Annotated in this window: 14 protein-coding genes, 1 tRNA gene and 1 pseudogene; 7 read left to right on the top strand and 9 right to left on the bottom strand. The window is 68.1% G+C overall.

From position 1 onward, the window contains the following. Positions 1-20 precede the first annotated feature (20 nt). The 3 genes from argB (at position 21) to H5395_RS08700 (ending at position 2,774) form a co-directional block, all read left to right on the top strand. Positions 21-920, top strand: coding sequence for an acetylglutamate kinase (gene argB, locus H5395_RS08710; RefSeq protein WP_182792289.1), 900 nt, complete (start codon positions 21-23; stop codon positions 918-920). Between the two features lie 92 nt (positions 921-1,012). Beyond that, positions 1,013-1,531: a histidine phosphatase family protein gene (locus H5395_RS08705; RefSeq protein WP_182792184.1), complete on the top strand. Its 519-nt coding sequence runs from the start codon at positions 1,013-1,015 to the stop codon at positions 1,529-1,531. A 583-nt stretch (positions 1,532-2,114) separates the two neighbouring features. Further along, complete coding sequence (locus tag H5395_RS08700) at positions 2,115-2,774, top strand: L,D-transpeptidase (RefSeq protein ID WP_182792183.1); 660 nt, start codon at positions 2,115-2,117, stop codon at positions 2,772-2,774. Here the strand turns inward: H5395_RS08700 and H5395_RS08695 are convergent. Together H5395_RS08695 and ilvA are read right to left on the bottom strand one after the other, a co-directional pair. After that, the gene (locus H5395_RS08695) at positions 2,767-4,056 is read right to left on the bottom strand and encodes a PP2C family protein-serine/threonine phosphatase (RefSeq protein ID WP_182792182.1); all 1,290 of its coding nucleotides are present in this window, start codon (positions 4,054-4,056) and stop codon (positions 2,767-2,769) included. The two genes, H5395_RS08700 and H5395_RS08695, sit on opposite strands and share 8 nt — an antisense overlap. A 120-nt stretch (positions 4,057-4,176) precedes the next feature. Further along, complete coding sequence (gene ilvA, locus H5395_RS08690) at positions 4,177-5,424, bottom strand: threonine ammonia-lyase IlvA (RefSeq protein ID WP_182792181.1); 1,248 nt, start codon at positions 5,422-5,424, stop codon at positions 4,177-4,179. A gap of 118 nt (positions 5,425-5,542) precedes the next feature. Here ilvA and H5395_RS08685 point away from each other — a divergent pair, with 118 nt between their 5' ends. Beyond that, complete coding sequence (locus tag H5395_RS08685; protein WP_182792180.1) at positions 5,543-6,769, top strand: argininosuccinate synthase; 1,227 nt, start codon at positions 5,543-5,545, stop codon at positions 6,767-6,769. Between the two features lie 224 nt (positions 6,770-6,993). After that, a tRNA-Cys gene (locus tag H5395_RS08680) sits at positions 6,994-7,067 on the top strand. 172 nt (positions 7,068-7,239) lie between these two features. Here H5395_RS08680 and H5395_RS08675 read toward each other — a convergent pair. The 7 genes and pseudogenes from H5395_RS08675 to gpmI form a co-directional block, all read right to left on the bottom strand. After that, positions 7,240-8,508 (bottom strand): lytic murein transglycosylase, encoded by a 1,269-nt coding sequence (locus tag H5395_RS08675; RefSeq protein ID WP_182792179.1) that lies wholly within the window; start codon positions 8,506-8,508, stop codon positions 7,240-7,242. Between the two features lie 114 nt (positions 8,509-8,622). Continuing rightward, on the bottom strand, positions 8,623-8,946 hold the full coding sequence (locus H5395_RS08670; protein WP_182792178.1) for a hypothetical protein: 324 nt from the start codon (positions 8,944-8,946) through the stop codon (positions 8,623-8,625). 289 nt (positions 8,947-9,235) lie between these two features. Beyond that, positions 9,236-9,490 (bottom strand): annotated as a pseudogene (locus H5395_RS18865) (YetF domain-containing protein); the annotation flags it as partial. 277 nt (positions 9,491-9,767) lie between these two features. Then, entirely contained in the window at positions 9,768-10,292 is a 525-nt protein-coding gene (locus H5395_RS08665) for an RNA pyrophosphohydrolase (protein ID WP_182792177.1), read from the bottom strand. An 8-nt stretch (positions 10,293-10,300) separates the two neighbouring features. Then, a complete protein-coding gene (locus H5395_RS08660) occupies positions 10,301-11,800 on the bottom strand; it encodes a S41 family peptidase (RefSeq protein ID WP_182792176.1) in 1,500 nt (499 codons plus the stop codon). Further along, positions 11,797-13,128, bottom strand: a complete 1,332-nt coding sequence (locus tag H5395_RS08655) for a murein hydrolase activator EnvC (RefSeq protein ID WP_234450797.1) — start codon at positions 13,126-13,128, stop codon at positions 11,797-11,799. The genes H5395_RS08660 and H5395_RS08655 overlap by 4 nt, the downstream gene beginning before the upstream one ends. Further along, positions 13,125-14,651: a 2,3-bisphosphoglycerate-independent phosphoglycerate mutase gene (gpmI, locus tag H5395_RS08650; protein WP_182792175.1), complete on the bottom strand. Its 1,527-nt coding sequence runs from the start codon at positions 14,649-14,651 to the stop codon at positions 13,125-13,127. Before gpmI ends, H5395_RS08655 begins: the two co-directional genes overlap by 4 nt. 150 nt (positions 14,652-14,801) lie before the next feature. On the opposite strand from gpmI, the gene dut reads away from it, so the two are divergent. Continuing rightward, positions 14,802-15,275: a dUTP diphosphatase gene (dut, locus tag H5395_RS08645; protein WP_182792174.1), complete on the top strand. Its 474-nt coding sequence runs from the start codon at positions 14,802-14,804 to the stop codon at positions 15,273-15,275. Between the two features lie 4 nt (positions 15,276-15,279). After that, complete coding sequence (locus H5395_RS08640; protein WP_182792173.1) at positions 15,280-16,431, top strand: HesA/MoeB/ThiF family protein; 1,152 nt, start codon at positions 15,280-15,282, stop codon at positions 16,429-16,431. Positions 16,432-16,620 lie beyond the last annotated feature (189 nt).

Below are 16,620 nucleotides of genomic sequence, written 5' to 3'. Positions count from 1 at the left end.
AGCGCATGAGACTGCAGAGCATGGATCGAGACTTCGTCACCACCGCCCGCACCCTGTCCGAGGCGCTGCCCTACATGCAGCGCTACGCGGGCGCCGTAGTCGTCGTGAAGTTCGGCGGCAACGCAATGGGCGACGACGCCGCCATGGCCGAGTTCGCCAAGGACATCGTGCTGATGAAGCAGGTGGGCATCCACCCGGTCGTCGTTCACGGCGGCGGGCCGATGATCAACGACCTGCTGAACCGGCTGGGCATCGAAAGCCGCTTTGTCCGCGGCAAGCGCGTCACCACCGTCGAGGCCGTGCAGGTGGTGGAAATGGTGCTGTCGGGCCTCGTCAACAAGCGCATCGTGCAGGCCATCAACGACGCGGGCGGGCGGGCCATAGGGATTTCCGGCAAGGACGACGACCTGATGGTCTGCGAGGCTGACGACCCCGAACTGGGCTTCGTCGGGCGCCCCATCGAGATGAACGTGCAGATCATCCGCGACCTTTACCTTGCCGGGCTGATCCCGGTGATCGCGCCGGTGGCGACCGGCATGGCCGACAACGAGACCTTCAACGTGAACGGCGACACCGCCGCAGGCGCCATCGCCGGCGCGCTCAAGGCCGACCGTCTGCTGCTGCTGACCGACGTGGCGGGGGTCAAGGACGGCTCGGGGCAGGTCCTGACCCAGATCCACCCCGACCAGGTGCGGGCGATGATCGCTGATGGCACCATCGCCGGCGGCATGATCCCCAAGACCGAAACGGCGCTTGCGGCGCTGGACGAGGGCGTGCGCGCCGTCGTGATTCTGGACGGGCGGGTGCCCCATGCGGCGCTGCTGGAACTGTTCACCGAGCAGGGCGCGGGCAGCCTGATCCGGTCCAGCGAGCCCCGGGTCAAGCCTCATGGGCTGCGGCAGGGCGGCAGCGGCCTGTGACCTCGCATCGCCCATGGGCCGGAGAGCGGCTTGCGGCTTGCGGGCGCGGGTGGCACTCTGATTCGTGATCGGACCCGAGGGAAAGGATCAGGATGACACCGCTGGGACATTGCCGCCTGATTCTGACACGCCATGCCAAGTCCGACTGGGACGACCCGACGCTGCCCGACCACGACCGCCCGCTGAACGCGCGCGGCCTCCGCTCGGCCCGCGCGCTGGGCGACTGGCTGGCAAGCCGCGGCTACGAGCCCGAGGAAGTGCTGTGCTCCTCGTCCCGGCGAACGCGCGAGACCTGGGACTGCGTGGCCCAGGCCGTGTTCGAGACCCGGCCCGACCTGCGGATCGAGCCGGCCCTCTACCACGCCGCCCCCGAGTTGATGCTGCGGGTTCTGAAGACCGCGACGGCGCCTACGGTGATGATGATCGGCCACAACCCCGGCATCGCCGCCTTTGCCGCGATGCTGCCCGCCCGTCCGCCGTTGGACCCGCAGTTCCGCCGCTATCCGACGGCAGCCACGCTGGTGGTCGATTTCCAGTCCGACAACTGGGCCGAAATCGAGCCGGGGCAGGGCAGCGTCCGCGATTTCGTCCGGCTCGACGGGCGGGACTGAGCGTCCGGGGCGCTGGCGGAGGGCGTTCCGCTTCGCTTGGGCTTGTGCTGCAGCGGGAAAACCTGCGCGACAGGAAGATGGCGGACCTGTCAGCGGCGCCTGCAAGTGGCAAGGCCGTTCGCCTCAGGCCCCATGCTGCGCCTGAGGCGCGGCTGCCGTATCTGACGCAGGATTCTTTCTTGCAGGAGCCGCAAGGGATTGGCGGACCTTTTGGCAATGCCTGCAAACGGGCGGCTTCGTGCAACGCATGAAACTCCTCGGCTGCGCTTGAGGGGCAATCCCGGGCTCGCCTGCCTTGGGCACACTGCGGTCTGGTGACGGAAGGCTCCGGCCCGGCGCCCCATCCTTCCGGATCTTTTCCGACTGTGTTCGTAGAGGAAAAGCACATGGCCGGCTTCTCGCGCAGGTCGGCCGCGGCGTCTTTCCTGCTATCATGTGGCCCGGGAACCGCAGGGCGGGGGAAAGTTGAACCACTGACGCCGCTGTGAGTTGATCTCGACCCCGCCCCAGCTATGTGCTGGCTTCATATCACGAGGCGATTGCCGCAAGTGCCCGCAGGGGCCCAGGCCGACAGGAGATTGAGATGTCCGTCACCCACCGATCCGCCCTCGACCGGCGGTCCTTTCTTGCTACCTCGCTTGCGCTGGGCGCCGCAGGCTTCGCGGGTTCCGCCGCCGCGCAGGCGGTCGATCCCTATACCGGCCAGCCGTTGCAGGGCACGCCCGGCGCAGGTGCGACCCCCGATGCAGGTCTGGTGCAGCATGACGCCGCGGCAGACAACCGCCGCAACGTGTCCAGCTTCCGCATGCACGACTGGCAGCCTTATTTCAGCAATCTCAACAACGGCGCGGTCCTGGTGGACCTGACCTCGCGTGCACTGAGCTACTGGTCCGAGGACGGCACCGACTTTCGCCTGTTCCCGACCTCGATCCCGGTCAGCGAGGACCTGACCCGCCGCGGCCGCACCGAGATCATCAAGAAGGTGGACGGCCCTTCGTGGTCGCCCACGCCCGAGATGAAGAAGCGCAACCCGGAATGGCCGGATTTCGTCCCGCCGGGGCCGGACAACCCGATGGGCACCCATGCGCTGTGGCTGAGCTGGACCTATTACCGCATCCACGGCACCCACGATACCCGCAAGATCGGGCGCAAGTCCTCGAACGGCTGCATCGGGCTTTACAACGAGCATATCCAGCAACTTTTCGCGCTGACCAAGGTCGGCACGCAGGTTCTGGTCATCTGATCCCCTCGGCAGGGTCCACGCGCTGCCCCGGACCCGCCAGCACCGGGGCAGGCGCGAGATGCTCGATCAGCACGGCGGACAGGTCGTCCGCCCGTTCCCCGCTGGCAAAGGCGGCGACCGACCAGCACATGGATTCCAGCAGCGCATGGCCTGAAACAGGCGCGTTCAGTTGCAGGATCGCCCGCAGCCCGTCCTCGCCCAAGGGTTCGCCCCGACTGCTGGCCGCGTCGGTGATCCCGTCCGAAACGATCAGCATCCTGTCGCCCGGGTTCAGCACGACCTCGATCTCGTCAAAACGCGCGCCTTCCAGCACGCCGACCGGCAGTCCGCCATGGCCCACGCGCTCGATCGCGCCGCTGGCCCGCTGAAGAAAGGGGTGGGGGTGACCTGCCTGCACCAGCCGCAGCCGGTGCGTCGAAAGATCCAGCCGGGCATAGACCATGGTCAGGTAGGCTTCGGCGATCGGGCCATCCAGCATCAGGTCGTTCAAGGTGGACACGAGCCGCGCCGGCTCGACCTGATGATCCTGCGACAGCGCCTCGATCTGCGCCGCAACCCGCGCCGTCAGCAGGGCCGAGGCGACACCGTGCCCGGACACGTCCACCGCGTGCAGGCCGATGGCCCTATCGTCGAGCTGTTGGAAACCCACGAAATCGCCGCCGATCATGCCGGCCGGGCGCATCAGCAGCGACACCCGGAACGGCCCGAAGCTGCGCTGGCGTTCTCGGATCATCGCCTGCTGCAGCTTGCGTGCCTCGCGCAGGTCGGCAGTCATCTGTTCCTGGGCGTGGTGCAGCCGTTCAAGCGCGCCTTGCAGTTCGCGGTTCGCGGCGGCCAGGTTGTCGTGCATGTCCAGCACGCGTTCGGCGGCGCGGATGCGGGCCAGCAGTTCGGCGCCGGAGATGGGCTTCATCAGGAAATCGTCGGCGCCGGCGCCCAGTGCCACCGCGATGTCTTCACGCTGGGTGCTGGAGGTCAGAAGGATGAAATAGCCGTAGCCTTGGCGTGGCATGGTCCGGTGGGCGCGGCAGAGTTCCAGCCCCGACAGCGCTCCCAGATGTGAGTCGGACAGGATCAGGTCAGGTTCGAGATCCCGGCAGACCTGCAGGGCGGATTCGCCTTCCGCCGCCTCGACGACCCGATAGCCGGCGCGCTGCAACTGGATCGACAGCATGCGCCGGTGCGCCCGGCTGGCATCGGCCAGCAGCACCAGCCGGCGGCGAGGAACATGGCCCGGCGCGCCTGCCGGCACGGACGCGGCTAAACGATTCGGCTGTTTCATGGGGGCAGGCTACAGCGGCCCAGTGAACGTGCGGTTAAGCGAAGGACCTGCGAAAGCCGCGTTGACATCGCGGCGGAATCCGGCGTCCCGACCGGCGGGAAGGAGGCCGGCGGGTTGGTGTCAGATCAGGAACTCGGACAGCACCGCGTCCCCGGTGATGTCGCGCCAGTCAAGGCCCGCCTCGGCCAGCCGCCGGGACAGTGCGTCCAGATTGGCGGGGCTGGTGGTTTCGATCCCGATCAGGACCGAGCCGAAGTTGCGTGCCGATTTCTTCAAGTATTCAAAGCGCGCGATGTCGTCCTCGGGGCCGAGCAGGTTCAGGAACTCGCGCAATGCACCGGGCCGCTGCGGCAGGCGCAGGATGAAGTATTTCTTCAGCCCCGCCCAGCGCTGCGCCCGCTCGCGCACCTCGGGCAGCCGCTCGAAGTCGAAGTTCCCGCCCGAGCAGATGCAGACCACGCTCTTGCCCTCCAGCGCGCCATCCGCGCCGAGGTCGCGCAGGGCGTCCACGGCCAGCGCGCCGGCGGGTTCCAGCACGATCCCCTCGACGTTCAGCATTTCGATCATGGTGGCGCAGATGCGGTCCTCGGGCGCGATCACCACGTTCGAGGGCGCAAAGCGGGACAGGTGCCGGAAGGGCAGTTCGCCGATCCGCGCGACGGCGGCGCCGTCCACGAAGTTGTCGATGGCGGGCAGGGCGACGGGGTGGCCGGCTTCCAGTGCCGCCCGCAGGCTGGCGCCGCCGCCCGGTTCGACAAAGGCAAAGCGGGTCCGGGGTGACTGGGCGGACATGACGCCGGTGACGCCGGCCGCAAGGCCGCCACCGCCGACAGGAAGGACCACGAGATCGGGCGCGGCCTCCATCTGGGCGAGGATTTCGGTTGCAACCGTCGCCTGGCCCTCGATCACGCAGGCGTCGTCGAAAGGCGACAGAAAGGTGGCGTTCTGGGCCTTGGTGAACTCCTGCGCTGCCCGCAGGGTCTGGTCGAAATAGTCGCCGGTCAGCACGATCTCGACCGCGCCATTGCCGAAGATGCGGGTCTTGTCGATCTTCTGCCTGGGCGTTGTCACGGGCATGAAGATCGTCCCCTCGGCCCCGAAATGGCGGCAGGCGAAGGCCACGCCCTGCGCGTGGTTGCCGGCGCTGGCGCAGACGAAATGCGCCCCCGGCCCGGCCTTGGCATGACGCATCGCGTTGAAGGCCCCACGCAGCTTGTAGCTGCGCACCGGGGTCAGATCCTCACGCTTGAGCCAGATCTCGGCGCCGTAGCGGGCCGAAAGATGGTCGTTGCGCAGCAGCGGCGTGGGGTCGAACAGCGCGCGCAGCGCCGCTTCGGCCTGGCGGACGGAGGAGTCGGGATCGCTCATGGTGCAGGGATAAGCGCGGTCGCAATGGATTGCCAGCGTGGCCTGAGCCCCTTGCCCTTGTGAGACCCATCGAAACGCCATAATCCGCTGGAAAATCGCGGATCAAGAGGGCCCCCTGATGTCTGACGCGCCGAAGAAAGTCGTTCTCGCCTATTCCGGGGGGCTCGACACCTCGATCATCCTGAAGTGGCTGCAGACGGAATATGGCTGCGAGGTCATCACCTTCACCGCCGACCTCGGCCAAGGCGAGGAGCTTGAGCCTGCGCGCCAGAAGGCCGAACTGCTGGGCATCCGGCCGGAAAACATCCACATCGAGGACCTGCGCGAGGAATTCGTGCATGACTATGTCTTCCCGATGTTCCGGGCGAACGCGGTCTACGAGGGGCAGTATCTGCTGGGGACCTCGATCGCGCGGCCCCTGATCTCGAAACGGCTGGTCGAGATCGCGCATGAGCATGGCGCCGATGCCGTGGCCCATGGCGCGACCGGCAAGGGCAACGACCAGGTGCGGTTCGAACTGTCGGCCTATGCGCTGGACCCCTCGATCAAGGTGATCGCCCCCTGGCGGATCTGGGACCTGACCAGCCGCACGAAGCTGATCGAATTCGCGGAAGCGAACCAGATCCCGATCGCCAAGGACAAGCGCGGCGAGGCGCCGTTCAGCGTCGATGCGAACCTGTTGCACACCTCGTCCGAGGGGAAGGCGCTGGAGAATCCGGCCGAGGAAGCGCCCGACTACGTCTATCAGCGCACGGTGAACCCCGAGGACGCGCCGGACCAGCCCGAACATATCGAAGTCACCTTCGAGCGCGGCGATGCGGTGGCGATCAACGGCGAGGCGATGTCGCCCGCGGTGCTGCTGACGGCGCTGAACGAATATGGCCGCAGGCACGGCATCGGGCGGCTTGACTTCGTGGAAAACCGCTTTGTCGGCATGAAGTCGCGCGGCATCTACGAAACCCCCGGTGGCACCATCCTGCTGGAAGCGCATCGCGGCATCGAGCAGATCACGCTCGATTCGGGCTCGGGGCATCTCAAGGACAGCCTGATGCCGCGTTATGCGGAACTGATCTACAACGGCTTCTGGTTCAGCCCTGAACGCGAGATGCTGCAGGCGTTGATCGACAAGTCGCAGGAATATGTCTCGGGCATTGTGCGGCTGAAGCTTTACAAGGGTTCGGTCAACTGCGTGGGCCGCTGGTCGGACCTGAGCCTCTACTCTGAGGCGCACGTCACCTTCGAGGAGGACGCCGGTGCCTATGACCAGAAGGACGCGGCCGGCTTCATCAAGCTGAACGCGTTGCGGCTGAAGCTGATCGGCAACCGCAACGCGCGGGTGAAGTAAGAAGGGGGGCTTTGTCCCCACTGCACTGGAAAGGGCCGCCTTTGCGGCCCTTTCCGTTAATATCGGCCTGCCCGTCTTGCGAGAGTTCAGTCATGACGGCTGTTCCGCGATCCCCTTTCTTTTGGGGGCGCCTGGTGGACCTTCCTCTGCTTGCCCGGTTTCAAGGGTCATGCAGTGGCTTGCAGGGCAGGGCGGTTTCGCCTATCTGTCCTGCACCTCACCGAGGCGGGTTGGCGGAGAGGTTACGCAGCGGATTGCAAATCCGTGAAGACCGGTTCGATTCCGGTACCCGCCTCCAGGGTGAGACCCCAGTCAGGCCGGCGTCCTTCCTTCGCCATTTTCCGCTCAAGGCTCTGGAACCACGGGTTTCCGGCAAACCTCGCCGGATGCCTGCCGTACATCTGGCATTGCGGCATGAAAAGGCCCGGCCGCCCTTCGCATGCCGGGTCTTTCCCTTTTCCCTCGCAGCCTCAGCGCCCCCGCAACTGCCCCAGCAGGATCGAGGTCGCGTAGCCGTCGGGCGGGACGCCGATGGATCGCTGGAAGGCCGAGATCGCCTCCATCGTGCCGGTGCCGATCTTGCCGTCGATCTCGTCGCGGTAAAAGCCGCGGGCGGTCAGCAGGCGCTGGATCTCGGTCCGCTCTCCTTGCGTCAGCGGGCGGTCGGACCGGGGCCATGCAGCCTGGATGCCAGGGCGGCCGGCGATCGCCTCGGCCAGGTAGCTCACGCCCAGCGCATAGCTGTCCGAGTTGTTGTAGCGCAGGATCGAGCGGAAGTTGTCGAGGATCAGGAACGCAGGCCCCCGAGCCCCCGCAGGCCGGATGATCGAGCCGGTGCCGGCCGGCAGCCCGCGGCCGCTCGCCGCCCGCACGCCCATCGCCGCAAGCTGGCTGGTGCTGGTCCGCGTGCCCTTGCCGACGGCGGTGAAGCCCTCGGGCACCACGACCTCGACCACCCAGGGCTGGCCGCGCTGCCAGCCGTTGCGGGCCAGATAGGCTGCGGTCGAGGCCAGCGAATCGGTCGGGTCGTCCGACCAGATGTCGCGCCGCCCGTCGCCGGTGAAATCGACCGCATAGCTGAGATACGAGTTCGGCATGAACTGCGTGTGCCCCATCGCCCCCGCCCAGGACCCAAGCATATGTTCCGGCGCGGTGTCGCCCGCCTGGATGATCCGCAGCGCTGCGATCAGTTGTTCCTGGAACATCTGCGAGCGGCGCCCGTCATAGGCCAGCGTCGCCAGCGATGGAATGATCTGCATCCGGCCCCGGTTCGCGCCGAAATTCGATTCCATCCCCCAGACCGCCAGCACGATCTCGCGCGGGACGCCGTAGGTGGCCTCGATCGCCGCCAGCGTCCGGGCGTGCTGGGCGGCCATCTGGCGGCCGGTGGTGACCCGTTCCGGAGACACCGCGCTGTCGAGGTAAAGCCAGACGGGACGCGAGAACTCGGCCTGCCGTCGGTCGAGGCGGATCACCTCGGAGTTGTAACGGGCGATCGACATGGCCCGGTCATAGGTCGCGGGGCTGATGCCGGCCGAAACGGCACGCGGGCGGAAATTCCGCACCCATTGCTGGAAGCTCGCCTCGGTCGCGGGATCGGCAGCGGGGATCGGAGCCGGGGTTACGGACGACCCGCCGCCGGTCGAGCCGATGCCGGGGCCCACGCCGATGGTCGTGCCGCAGGACCCCAGCACGGCCACCATGGCCGTGGCAAGGGCGAGCCTTGTCGTCAATTTCATGTCACTGCCTCGTCGGGATATCGTTTTTATTGCCGCAAAGCTTAGCCGCGGCCCCCGGAAGCTTGCAACCCGCCGCAGGTGTTCCGCACAGCTTCAGGATGCAGGGCGGCAGGATCAGCGGTTGCCCGGCTCGTCGAAGAACGGCTCGAACTGGGCCACGATCACACTGTTTTCCTCAAGCGCGCGGGTCATCAGGGCGCGTTCCTCCTCGGGGATCTCGTGGCCTTCGGCCTGCCGTTCCTCGGGCGTGCCGTAGCCCTGCACCTCAAGCGGGGCCAGGTCGGCCTGCTTGAGGATCGCCACTGTCTCGCGCACCGCCTCGTCCTGATCCACGCCCGAGGCGTAGCAGACCAGTGCCGCGCCAGTCGCCCCATCGGGCAGCCCGTCCCCCTGCTTGCGGCCGACCTGGACCAGCAGCGTATAGACCTGTTGCGCCATGGCTTCCTCCGCTCACTGTTCGGCGGGATGGCGGATGCGGGCCCGGTTGGCAAGCGCGATGGCACCAGTCCGAGGCGCGGGCCACCCCGGGCGTCACCGCAGGGGTCCAGCCGTCCCGGCGCCCGCAGTCGGGGCAGCCTGTCGTTTCAGACACATCTGCGGCGACCCGCAGCGTGCCGCAGTTCACGCAGCAGACCGGCGCCTTCGGGGCGGCGGTAGCAAGGGGCGCGGGGGGCGACACATCGTCGGGCGGGACAATGGGCAGGCCCGGAACCGGCGTCTCGCGGTGGAAGACCGACAGGCCGCCGCCGGATTCATGGAAGGCGGATTCGACCTGCCCGAGGTTGGAAATGCCCCTGAGCCGCAGCAGCGACTTCAGCTCCAGCGCGCTGATGTCGCGCAGGACCAGTCCCTCGCGGTCGATGCGGCCGTCGCGGACGACGGCCACGGTGCGGCCGTCGATGATCCGCTTGGCGTGGTCGTATCGCTCGATCAGGTTGTCGATCAGCTTGTTCAGGCAGACGATCACGGTGATGACCAGCATGGCCTGCAGCAGCGGCACGTCGGGGTAGAAAGTCGCGTCCCCCACCGCCGAGCCGAGCGCGATCACCAGGATCAGGTCCACCATCGACAGTCGCGTGACCGAGCGCCCGCCGATCCAGCGGATCAACGCCAGCGTGTAGCCGTAGATGAGGAACGTCCTGAACGCGATCTCGGCGTAGAACAAAAATGGTTCCTGGCCCAGGAACATCCGGGTCAGGTCAAAGGGGATGACGGGATCTTCCATGTCCTCTCTGCGGCAGCCGAAGACGATCTGCGGCTTACGACTTGCTCAACCGGTCGGCGAAATCTGCAAAGACGCGGTCGTAAACCTCGCGCTTGAAGGGGACGATCTTCTCGGCCACCTCGCGCGGGGTCATCCAGCGCCATTCGTCGAACTCGGGATGGTCGGTGGCGATGTCGATCTGGTCGTCACGGCCCTTGAAGCGGACCAGATACCATTTCTGCCGCTGTCCGCCATAGCGGCCCTTCCAGATCCTGCCGACAAGTTCCGGCGGCAGGTCATAGCGCACCCAGTCGGGCGACTCGGCCAGGATCTCGCACAACTCGGCCGGAATGCCGGTTTCCTCACGCAATTCGCGCAGGGCGGCGGCGCGGGGGTCCTCGCCCTCGTCGATGCCGCCTTGGGGCATCTGCCAGGCGTCGGAAGGGTTGTCGATGCGGTGGCCGGCGAAGACCTTGCCCTCGTCGTTGATCAGCACCACCCCGGCGCAGGGGCGATAGGGCAGGCCACCGGGGCCACTGTCCTCGGGCTTGATGGCCCGGGCCTTGGTCGTCTCGTTCATCGGCACGCTCAATCCTGGCTGGGACGGTCGGCGGGGCGGCCGACCGGGGCGCGGGCCGCCGGGGCCGAGGTGCCCGTGGGGGCGGCGTTCGTTTCGCTCTCGCGCGCGTCCTCGCTGGTGGGGTCCTCGCCGGTCACGGCGGGCTTGGCCGCATCCGCCACCTGCCGGGCCGAGAAATCGACCGCAGCCAGTCCCTTGAGAATGTCGACCGCATAGGCAAGCTGGTAATCCTCGTCGCGCAGCTTGGCGGTGGCCTCCACCTGAGCAGCCTCTTCCTCGATCTGTCGGCGTTCCTCGTCGCTGATCGAGTCGTTGTTCAGCGCGCCCCGCAGGTCGCGTTCCGAGGTGCCGAAGTTCGAGGCGCTGCGCGGGGCGTCCTCCTCACCCTCCGCCGGGCGGGCGGGGGGCTGTTCCACGATGATGTCGGGGTTGATGCCCAAGGCCTGGATCGAACGGCCCGAGGGCGTGTAATACAGCGCCGTCGTCAGCCGGATGGCGCTGTCCGAGGTCACCGGCATGACGGTCTGGACCGAGCCCTTGCCGAAGCTCTTGGTGCCCACGACGATGGCACGGCGGTGGTCCTGCAGCGCGCCGGTCACGATTTCCGACGCCGAGGCCGAGCCGCCGTTGATCAGCACCACCATCGGCTTGCCCTGCGCCAGATCGCCAGCTTCGGCGTTCCAGCGGCCGCTTTCCTCGGGCTTGCGGCCGCGGGTGGACACGATCTCGCCCTTGTCGAGAAAGGCGTCGCTGACCATCACCGCCTGTTCCAGAAGCCCGCCGGGGTTGTTGCGCAGGTCCAGCACGAAGCCCGTGACCTCGTCGATGCCGCCCGCTTCCTCGACGGCCTTCGCCAGTTCGGTCTGCAGCGTGTCATAGGTCTCGTCGTTGAAGGTGGCGACGCGCAGCACCACGGCATCGCCCTCGTTGCGGGTGCGGACAACGGTCAGGCGGATCGTTTCGCGCGTCATGGTCACGTCGAAAGGCTCGGTCTCACCTTCGCGCAGGATGGTGACCGTGACTTCCGAACCGATGGGACCGCGCATCTTCTCGACTGATTCGTCCAGCGTCAGGCCCATCAGCGATTCGCCGTTCACATGGGTGATGAAGTCGCCGGGCTTGATCCCTGCATTGGCGGCGGGGGTGTCGTCCATGGGCGAGATCACCTTGACCAGTCCGTCCTCCTGCCCGACCTCGATTCCGAGGCCCCCGAAACTGCCGCGGGTCTGGGTCTGCATGTCCTCGTAGTCGTTGGCGGACAGGAAGGACGAATGCGGGTCAAGCGAGGTCAGCATCCCGTTGATCGCGGCCTCGATCAGCTTCTTCGAATCGACGTCCTGGACGTAATCCTGCCGCACCCGCTCGAAGACATTGCCGAACAGGTCCAGTTGTTCGTAGACCGAGGTGTTGCGTTCGGTTTCCTGGGCGATCAGCGGGCCGGCCAGTTGCGTGGTCACGAGGATGCCCGCCAGCGTGCCGCCGATGCCCGCCATCAGATAGTTCTTCATTCCGTCGTCCTGACCTGCTGGGGGGCATCACCGCCCGCCGTGTCGCCGTTGTCGCTGGCGGCATCGCTGCCGGTCGCGGGGGTTATGACCGGATTCATCACGAACCACTCGGTCGGGTCCAGCGTTTCCTTGCCCTGGCGCAGTTCCACATACAGCGGCTGCATCGCAGGCGGGGTGCTGCCGACAGTCGCGGCTTCCACGAAGGCGGCGCCGAATTCCGCCGCCGAGCCTTCCTGGTCGCCCATCAGTCCCATCGGCTCGCCTGCCAGCAGGACGTCTCCGGTTTCTCCGAACACTTCAGATAGGCCCGCGACGATCAGAAGGTAGCCGCCGGCGGGCTCCACGATCATCACGTTGCCGTAATTCAGCAGCGGGCCGCGATAGCGGATCGTCGCGGGCCAGGGCGAGGCGACCAGCGCCGCAGGAGCGGTGCCGATGGTCAGGCCGGGCCGGCGGAGGCCGTCGGCATCGGGCTCGTCAGGGCCGCGCAGGATCGCGCCCACCGCCGGCAGGGGCAGGCTGCCCTGCGCGGCCTCGAAATCGGCCATCGGCGCGCCGATGTCCTTTTCCATCGCCACGATCCCATCCGCGAACCCTTCCAACGTGTCGGCCGAAGCCAGCAGCGCTGTCAGTTCGGCCGGGTCCTCGCCAAAGCGTGTGGGCATGGAGGAGCGGTCGGTGACCGCCGAGGCCAGCAACCGCCGCGCCTCCTGCACATGGCCAAGGCCCTGCGCCAGCATGTCGGCGGCGGATTGCTCGATCCGGCGCACAGTAGCGATTTCGTCCAGCCCGGCCTTGAGCCGGTCGGCCTCGGCCTGCAGGGCGGGGGCGACGGCGGACAGGATCATGCCGGATTGCGCGGTGCTGGCCGCGCCCGCCGGGTGCAGCAGCATCAGGGTTTCGGGCGATTGCTGCATCGCCGTCATCACGCCCAGGACGCGGGACAACTGGTCGCGCTGGGCCTCGAACTCGGCCCGCACCTCGGCTTCGCGCAGCGCGGCGCGGCGCAGGCTGTCGCGCAGGGCGGCCTGGCCCTGCTCATAGGCGCGGATCACCTCGGACAGCGCCATCACCTGGTCGTCGGCGGTCAGCGCCTCGTCCAGCCGCCCGATGGCATCGCGCAGGGACCCGGCGGCGGCGGCGGCCTCGCGCGCGGTCGCCTCGGCCGGGGTTTCGTCGGCACCGATGGTCGCAGGATCACCGGTCGCGATGGTGACGGCGCCGCGGCCGCCTTCCGATGCGACCGTCTGCGCTAGTCCCGCGCCGGCTGCCAGCAGCGCGCCCAGGGCCAGCGCCGTTGTCCGCAGAAGGGCAGGGGCGCGGGTCATGGCCGAAGGATCAGGCTCTGCCCGGTCATCTCGGCCGGCTTGTCGAGCCCCATCAGGTCCAGCACCGTCGGCGCGACATCGGCAAGCCGCCCGCCCGTCCGCAGCGAGGCGCCCGCAGGTCCGCGATAGACGATCACCGGCACCGGGTTCGTCGTATGGGCCGTGTGGGGTCCTCCGGTCGCGGGGTCCACCATCATCTCGCAGTTGCCGTGGTCGGAGATGATGACCGCCGCCCCGCCCGCGCGGTCCAGCGCATCCAGCATCATGCCGATGCCCCGGTCCACCGCCTCGCAGGCGCGGATGGCGGCGGACAGGCTGCCGGTATGACCCACCATGTCGGGGTTGGCGAAGTTGACCACGATCAGGTCATAGCCTTCGCTGATGGCCTGCACCAGCCGCTCGGACACTTCGCCCGCCGCCATTTCAGGGGCGAGGTCGTAGGTGGCAACCTTGGGGCTGGCGGGCATGTGGCGGTCCTCGCCCGGTTCGGGCGCTTCCTTTCCGCCGTTCAGGAAGAAGGTGACATGGGGGTATTTCTCGGTCTCGGCCAGCCGGAACTGACGCAATCCGTGGGCCGCGACCCAGGCGCCCAGCGTGTTGGCGACCTGCCGCTTGGGGTATGCGGCGGACATGTAGGCGTCGTGGCGGATCGAGTAATCGACCATCCCCAGCACGCCCGTCCACAGCGGGCGGCCGATCACGTCGAACTCGGCGAAATCGGGCTGGCCGATGGCGGCCATGATCTCGCGCGCGCGGTCGGCACGGAAGTTGAGGCAGAAGAAGCCGTCGCCGTCCCGGGCGCCCGTATAGCCGGGCAGGACCGTGGGCGCGACGAACTCGTCGGTCTCGCCGCGGGCATAGGCGTCGGACACGGCGGTGGGCGCATCTGCGGCGTGCATGCCCTGTCCGCGCACGATGGCGTCATAGGCGCGGGCCACCCGGTCCCAGCGGTTGTCGCGGTCCATGGCGTAATAGCGGCCGGTGACGGTGCCGATGGTGACATGGTCGGGCAGGTTGCCCGCAAGCTCAGTGATGAAGCCCAGCGCCGACTGGGGCGGCACGTCGCGGCCGTCGGTGATCGCGTGCAGCACGACCGGCACGCCCTGATGCGCCACCGCCCGGCAGGCCGCGACCACATGGGCGATATGGCCGTGGACGCCGCCGTCCGAGATGACGCCCATCAGATGTGCGGTCCCGCCCGCGGCCTTCATCCGGTCCACGAAGCCGCGGATGCCGGGGTTCTCGAAGAAGCTGCCGTCCTCGATGGCAAGGTCGATCTGGCCCAGGTCCATCGCTACCACGCGCCCTGCGCCGATATTGGTGTGCCCGACCTCCGAGTTCCCCATCTGTCCACGCGGCAGCCCCACGTCCGGGCCATAGGTGATCAGGGTCGAGTTCGGGCATTCCCGCCGCAGCCGGTCCATGTTCGGCGTCGTCGCCTGGTCGGGGGCGCTGAACTCGGGGCGGTCCGCGATCCCCCAGCCATCGAGGATGCAGAGGACGACGGGACGGGCTGCGGACATCGGGGCCTCTTGCGGCTTGCTCGGGAGTGGCCGGTTTCTACGGCCCCGGCCGCCCATGGGCAAGGCGCGAGCCCGTGAGGCCCGCGCGCCCGGGCCGTGACCTTGCGCGGGGGATAGCGTAAGCCTGCGCCAAAGGATGAAGGCCCACCCATGCACCCCCTGTCGCCCGCCGTCGAATTGAAGCTGCTGGACCCGCGCCTGCGCGACTGGGGAATGCCCAGCTATCAGACGCCGATGGCGGCGGCGCTGGACCTTCACGCCTGCCTTGACGCGCCGCTGATACTGCATCCGCAGGCCCCGGCGGAACTGGTGCCCTCGGGGATCGCGCTGCACATGGCCGATCCGCACCTGGCGGCGCTGATCCTGCCGCGGTCGGGGCTGGGGCATCGCAGGGGGCTGGTGATGGGCAATGCCGTCGGGCTGATCGACGCGGATTACACCGAGCAGATCTTCATCAGCGCCTGGAACCGCAACCCTCCGGGGACCGAGCCCATCCTCATCCAGCCCGGTGAGCGCATCGCGCAGATGCTGTTCGTGCCCGTGGTGCGGCCGATGCTGGTCGAGGTGGCCGAGTTCACCCGCGACAGCGACCGCAGGGGCGGCTTCGGCTCGACGGGGGTCTGAAACGATGTGGACGCTGCTGCTGATCCTTGCCGGCCTCGCCATCGCCTGGCGCTTCGGGGCCGGGGTGCTGGCCGCCGTGCTGGGCGCGATCTGGCTGGCCGGAGTCGCCGGCCTCTGGCAGCGCCATGCGGCGGGGCAGGCGCTTCTGCCCTCGGACCTTTGGGTTCCGGCCACCGGGCTTGCCGCTCTGGGCGCGGGTTATGCGGCGCTGATCGGCCGGCTCAGAGCCAGGGCGCGGGGCAGGGCCGGTCCGGGCGCGGGGATCGCTCTGCCCGGTCGCCGGGGACAAGCGCCGGCCGAGCCGCTCGCCAGCGGTCTCCTGGCGTCAAATATCCCGGAGTCCGACGCTGCTGCCCGGGCGATCCCCGCCGACCCGACCCAGCCCCTGGGTGACGCCGAGCTTGACCGTTACGCCCGCCATATCGTCCTGCGGGAACTCGGCGGGGCGGGGCAGCGGCGGCTGCGGGCGTCGCGCGTGCTGGTGGTCGGTGCGGGCGCGCTCGGCTCGCCGGTGCTGATGTATCTCGCCGCTGCGGGGGTGGGGCGGATCACGGTCGCGGATGATGACAGCGTGGGGCTGTCGAACCTGCAGCGGCAGGTGATCTTCGCGAGCGCTGACGTAGGCCGCCCCAAGGTCGAGGCGGCGGCCGAGGCGCTGGTCCGGCTGAACCCCCATGTCGGCGTCACCCCCCTTGCCCGCCGGGTGACGGCAGAGGATGCTGAACTGGTCGCAGCCCACGACCTGGTGCTGGACGGCACCGACAGCTTCGCCTCGCGCCGGGCCATCAACGCGGCCTGCGTCGCGGCGGGGGTGCCGCTGGTCGCAGGCTCCATCGCCCAATGGGAAGGGCAGGTCACGCTTTACGATCCCGCCCGAGGCGCGCCCTGCCTGTTCTGCCTGTTCCCCGAGCCGCCTGCGCCCGGCCTGGCCCTGTCCTGCGCCGAGGCCGGGGTCGTCGGCGCCCTGCCGGGGGTGATCGGCAGCCTCATGGCGCTTGAGGCGATCAAGCACCTGAGCGGGATGGCCGACAGCGGCCAAGGCAGCAGCCTGCGCGGACGGATGCTGATCTTCGACGGATTGTGGGGCGAGACGCGGACCATCGCCGTTCACCGGCGGCCTGATTGCAGCATCTGCGGCGGTATCACGAAGTTGTGATAGTTTGTGAGGTTGTTCAGTCCCGAGGCCCTGCTCTGGCTCCGCTCATGCGCCAGATCAGGCTGCACGCGGAACAAGCGTGAGAACAAGGCGCTTCTAATCCAGCCATGCGGAACAAAAACCCGGTCACGAAACGTTGGGCGATGACGCGGCCCGACGCCGATCGTTGATCAAGTGGGAGTAACCGGA

It is taken from the genome of Paracoccus sp. MC1854 (assembly GCF_014164635.1).
Taxonomy (GTDB): Bacteria; Pseudomonadota; Alphaproteobacteria; order Rhodobacterales; family Rhodobacteraceae; genus Paracoccus.
This window is presented reverse-complemented; position numbering and strand designations above follow the sequence as displayed.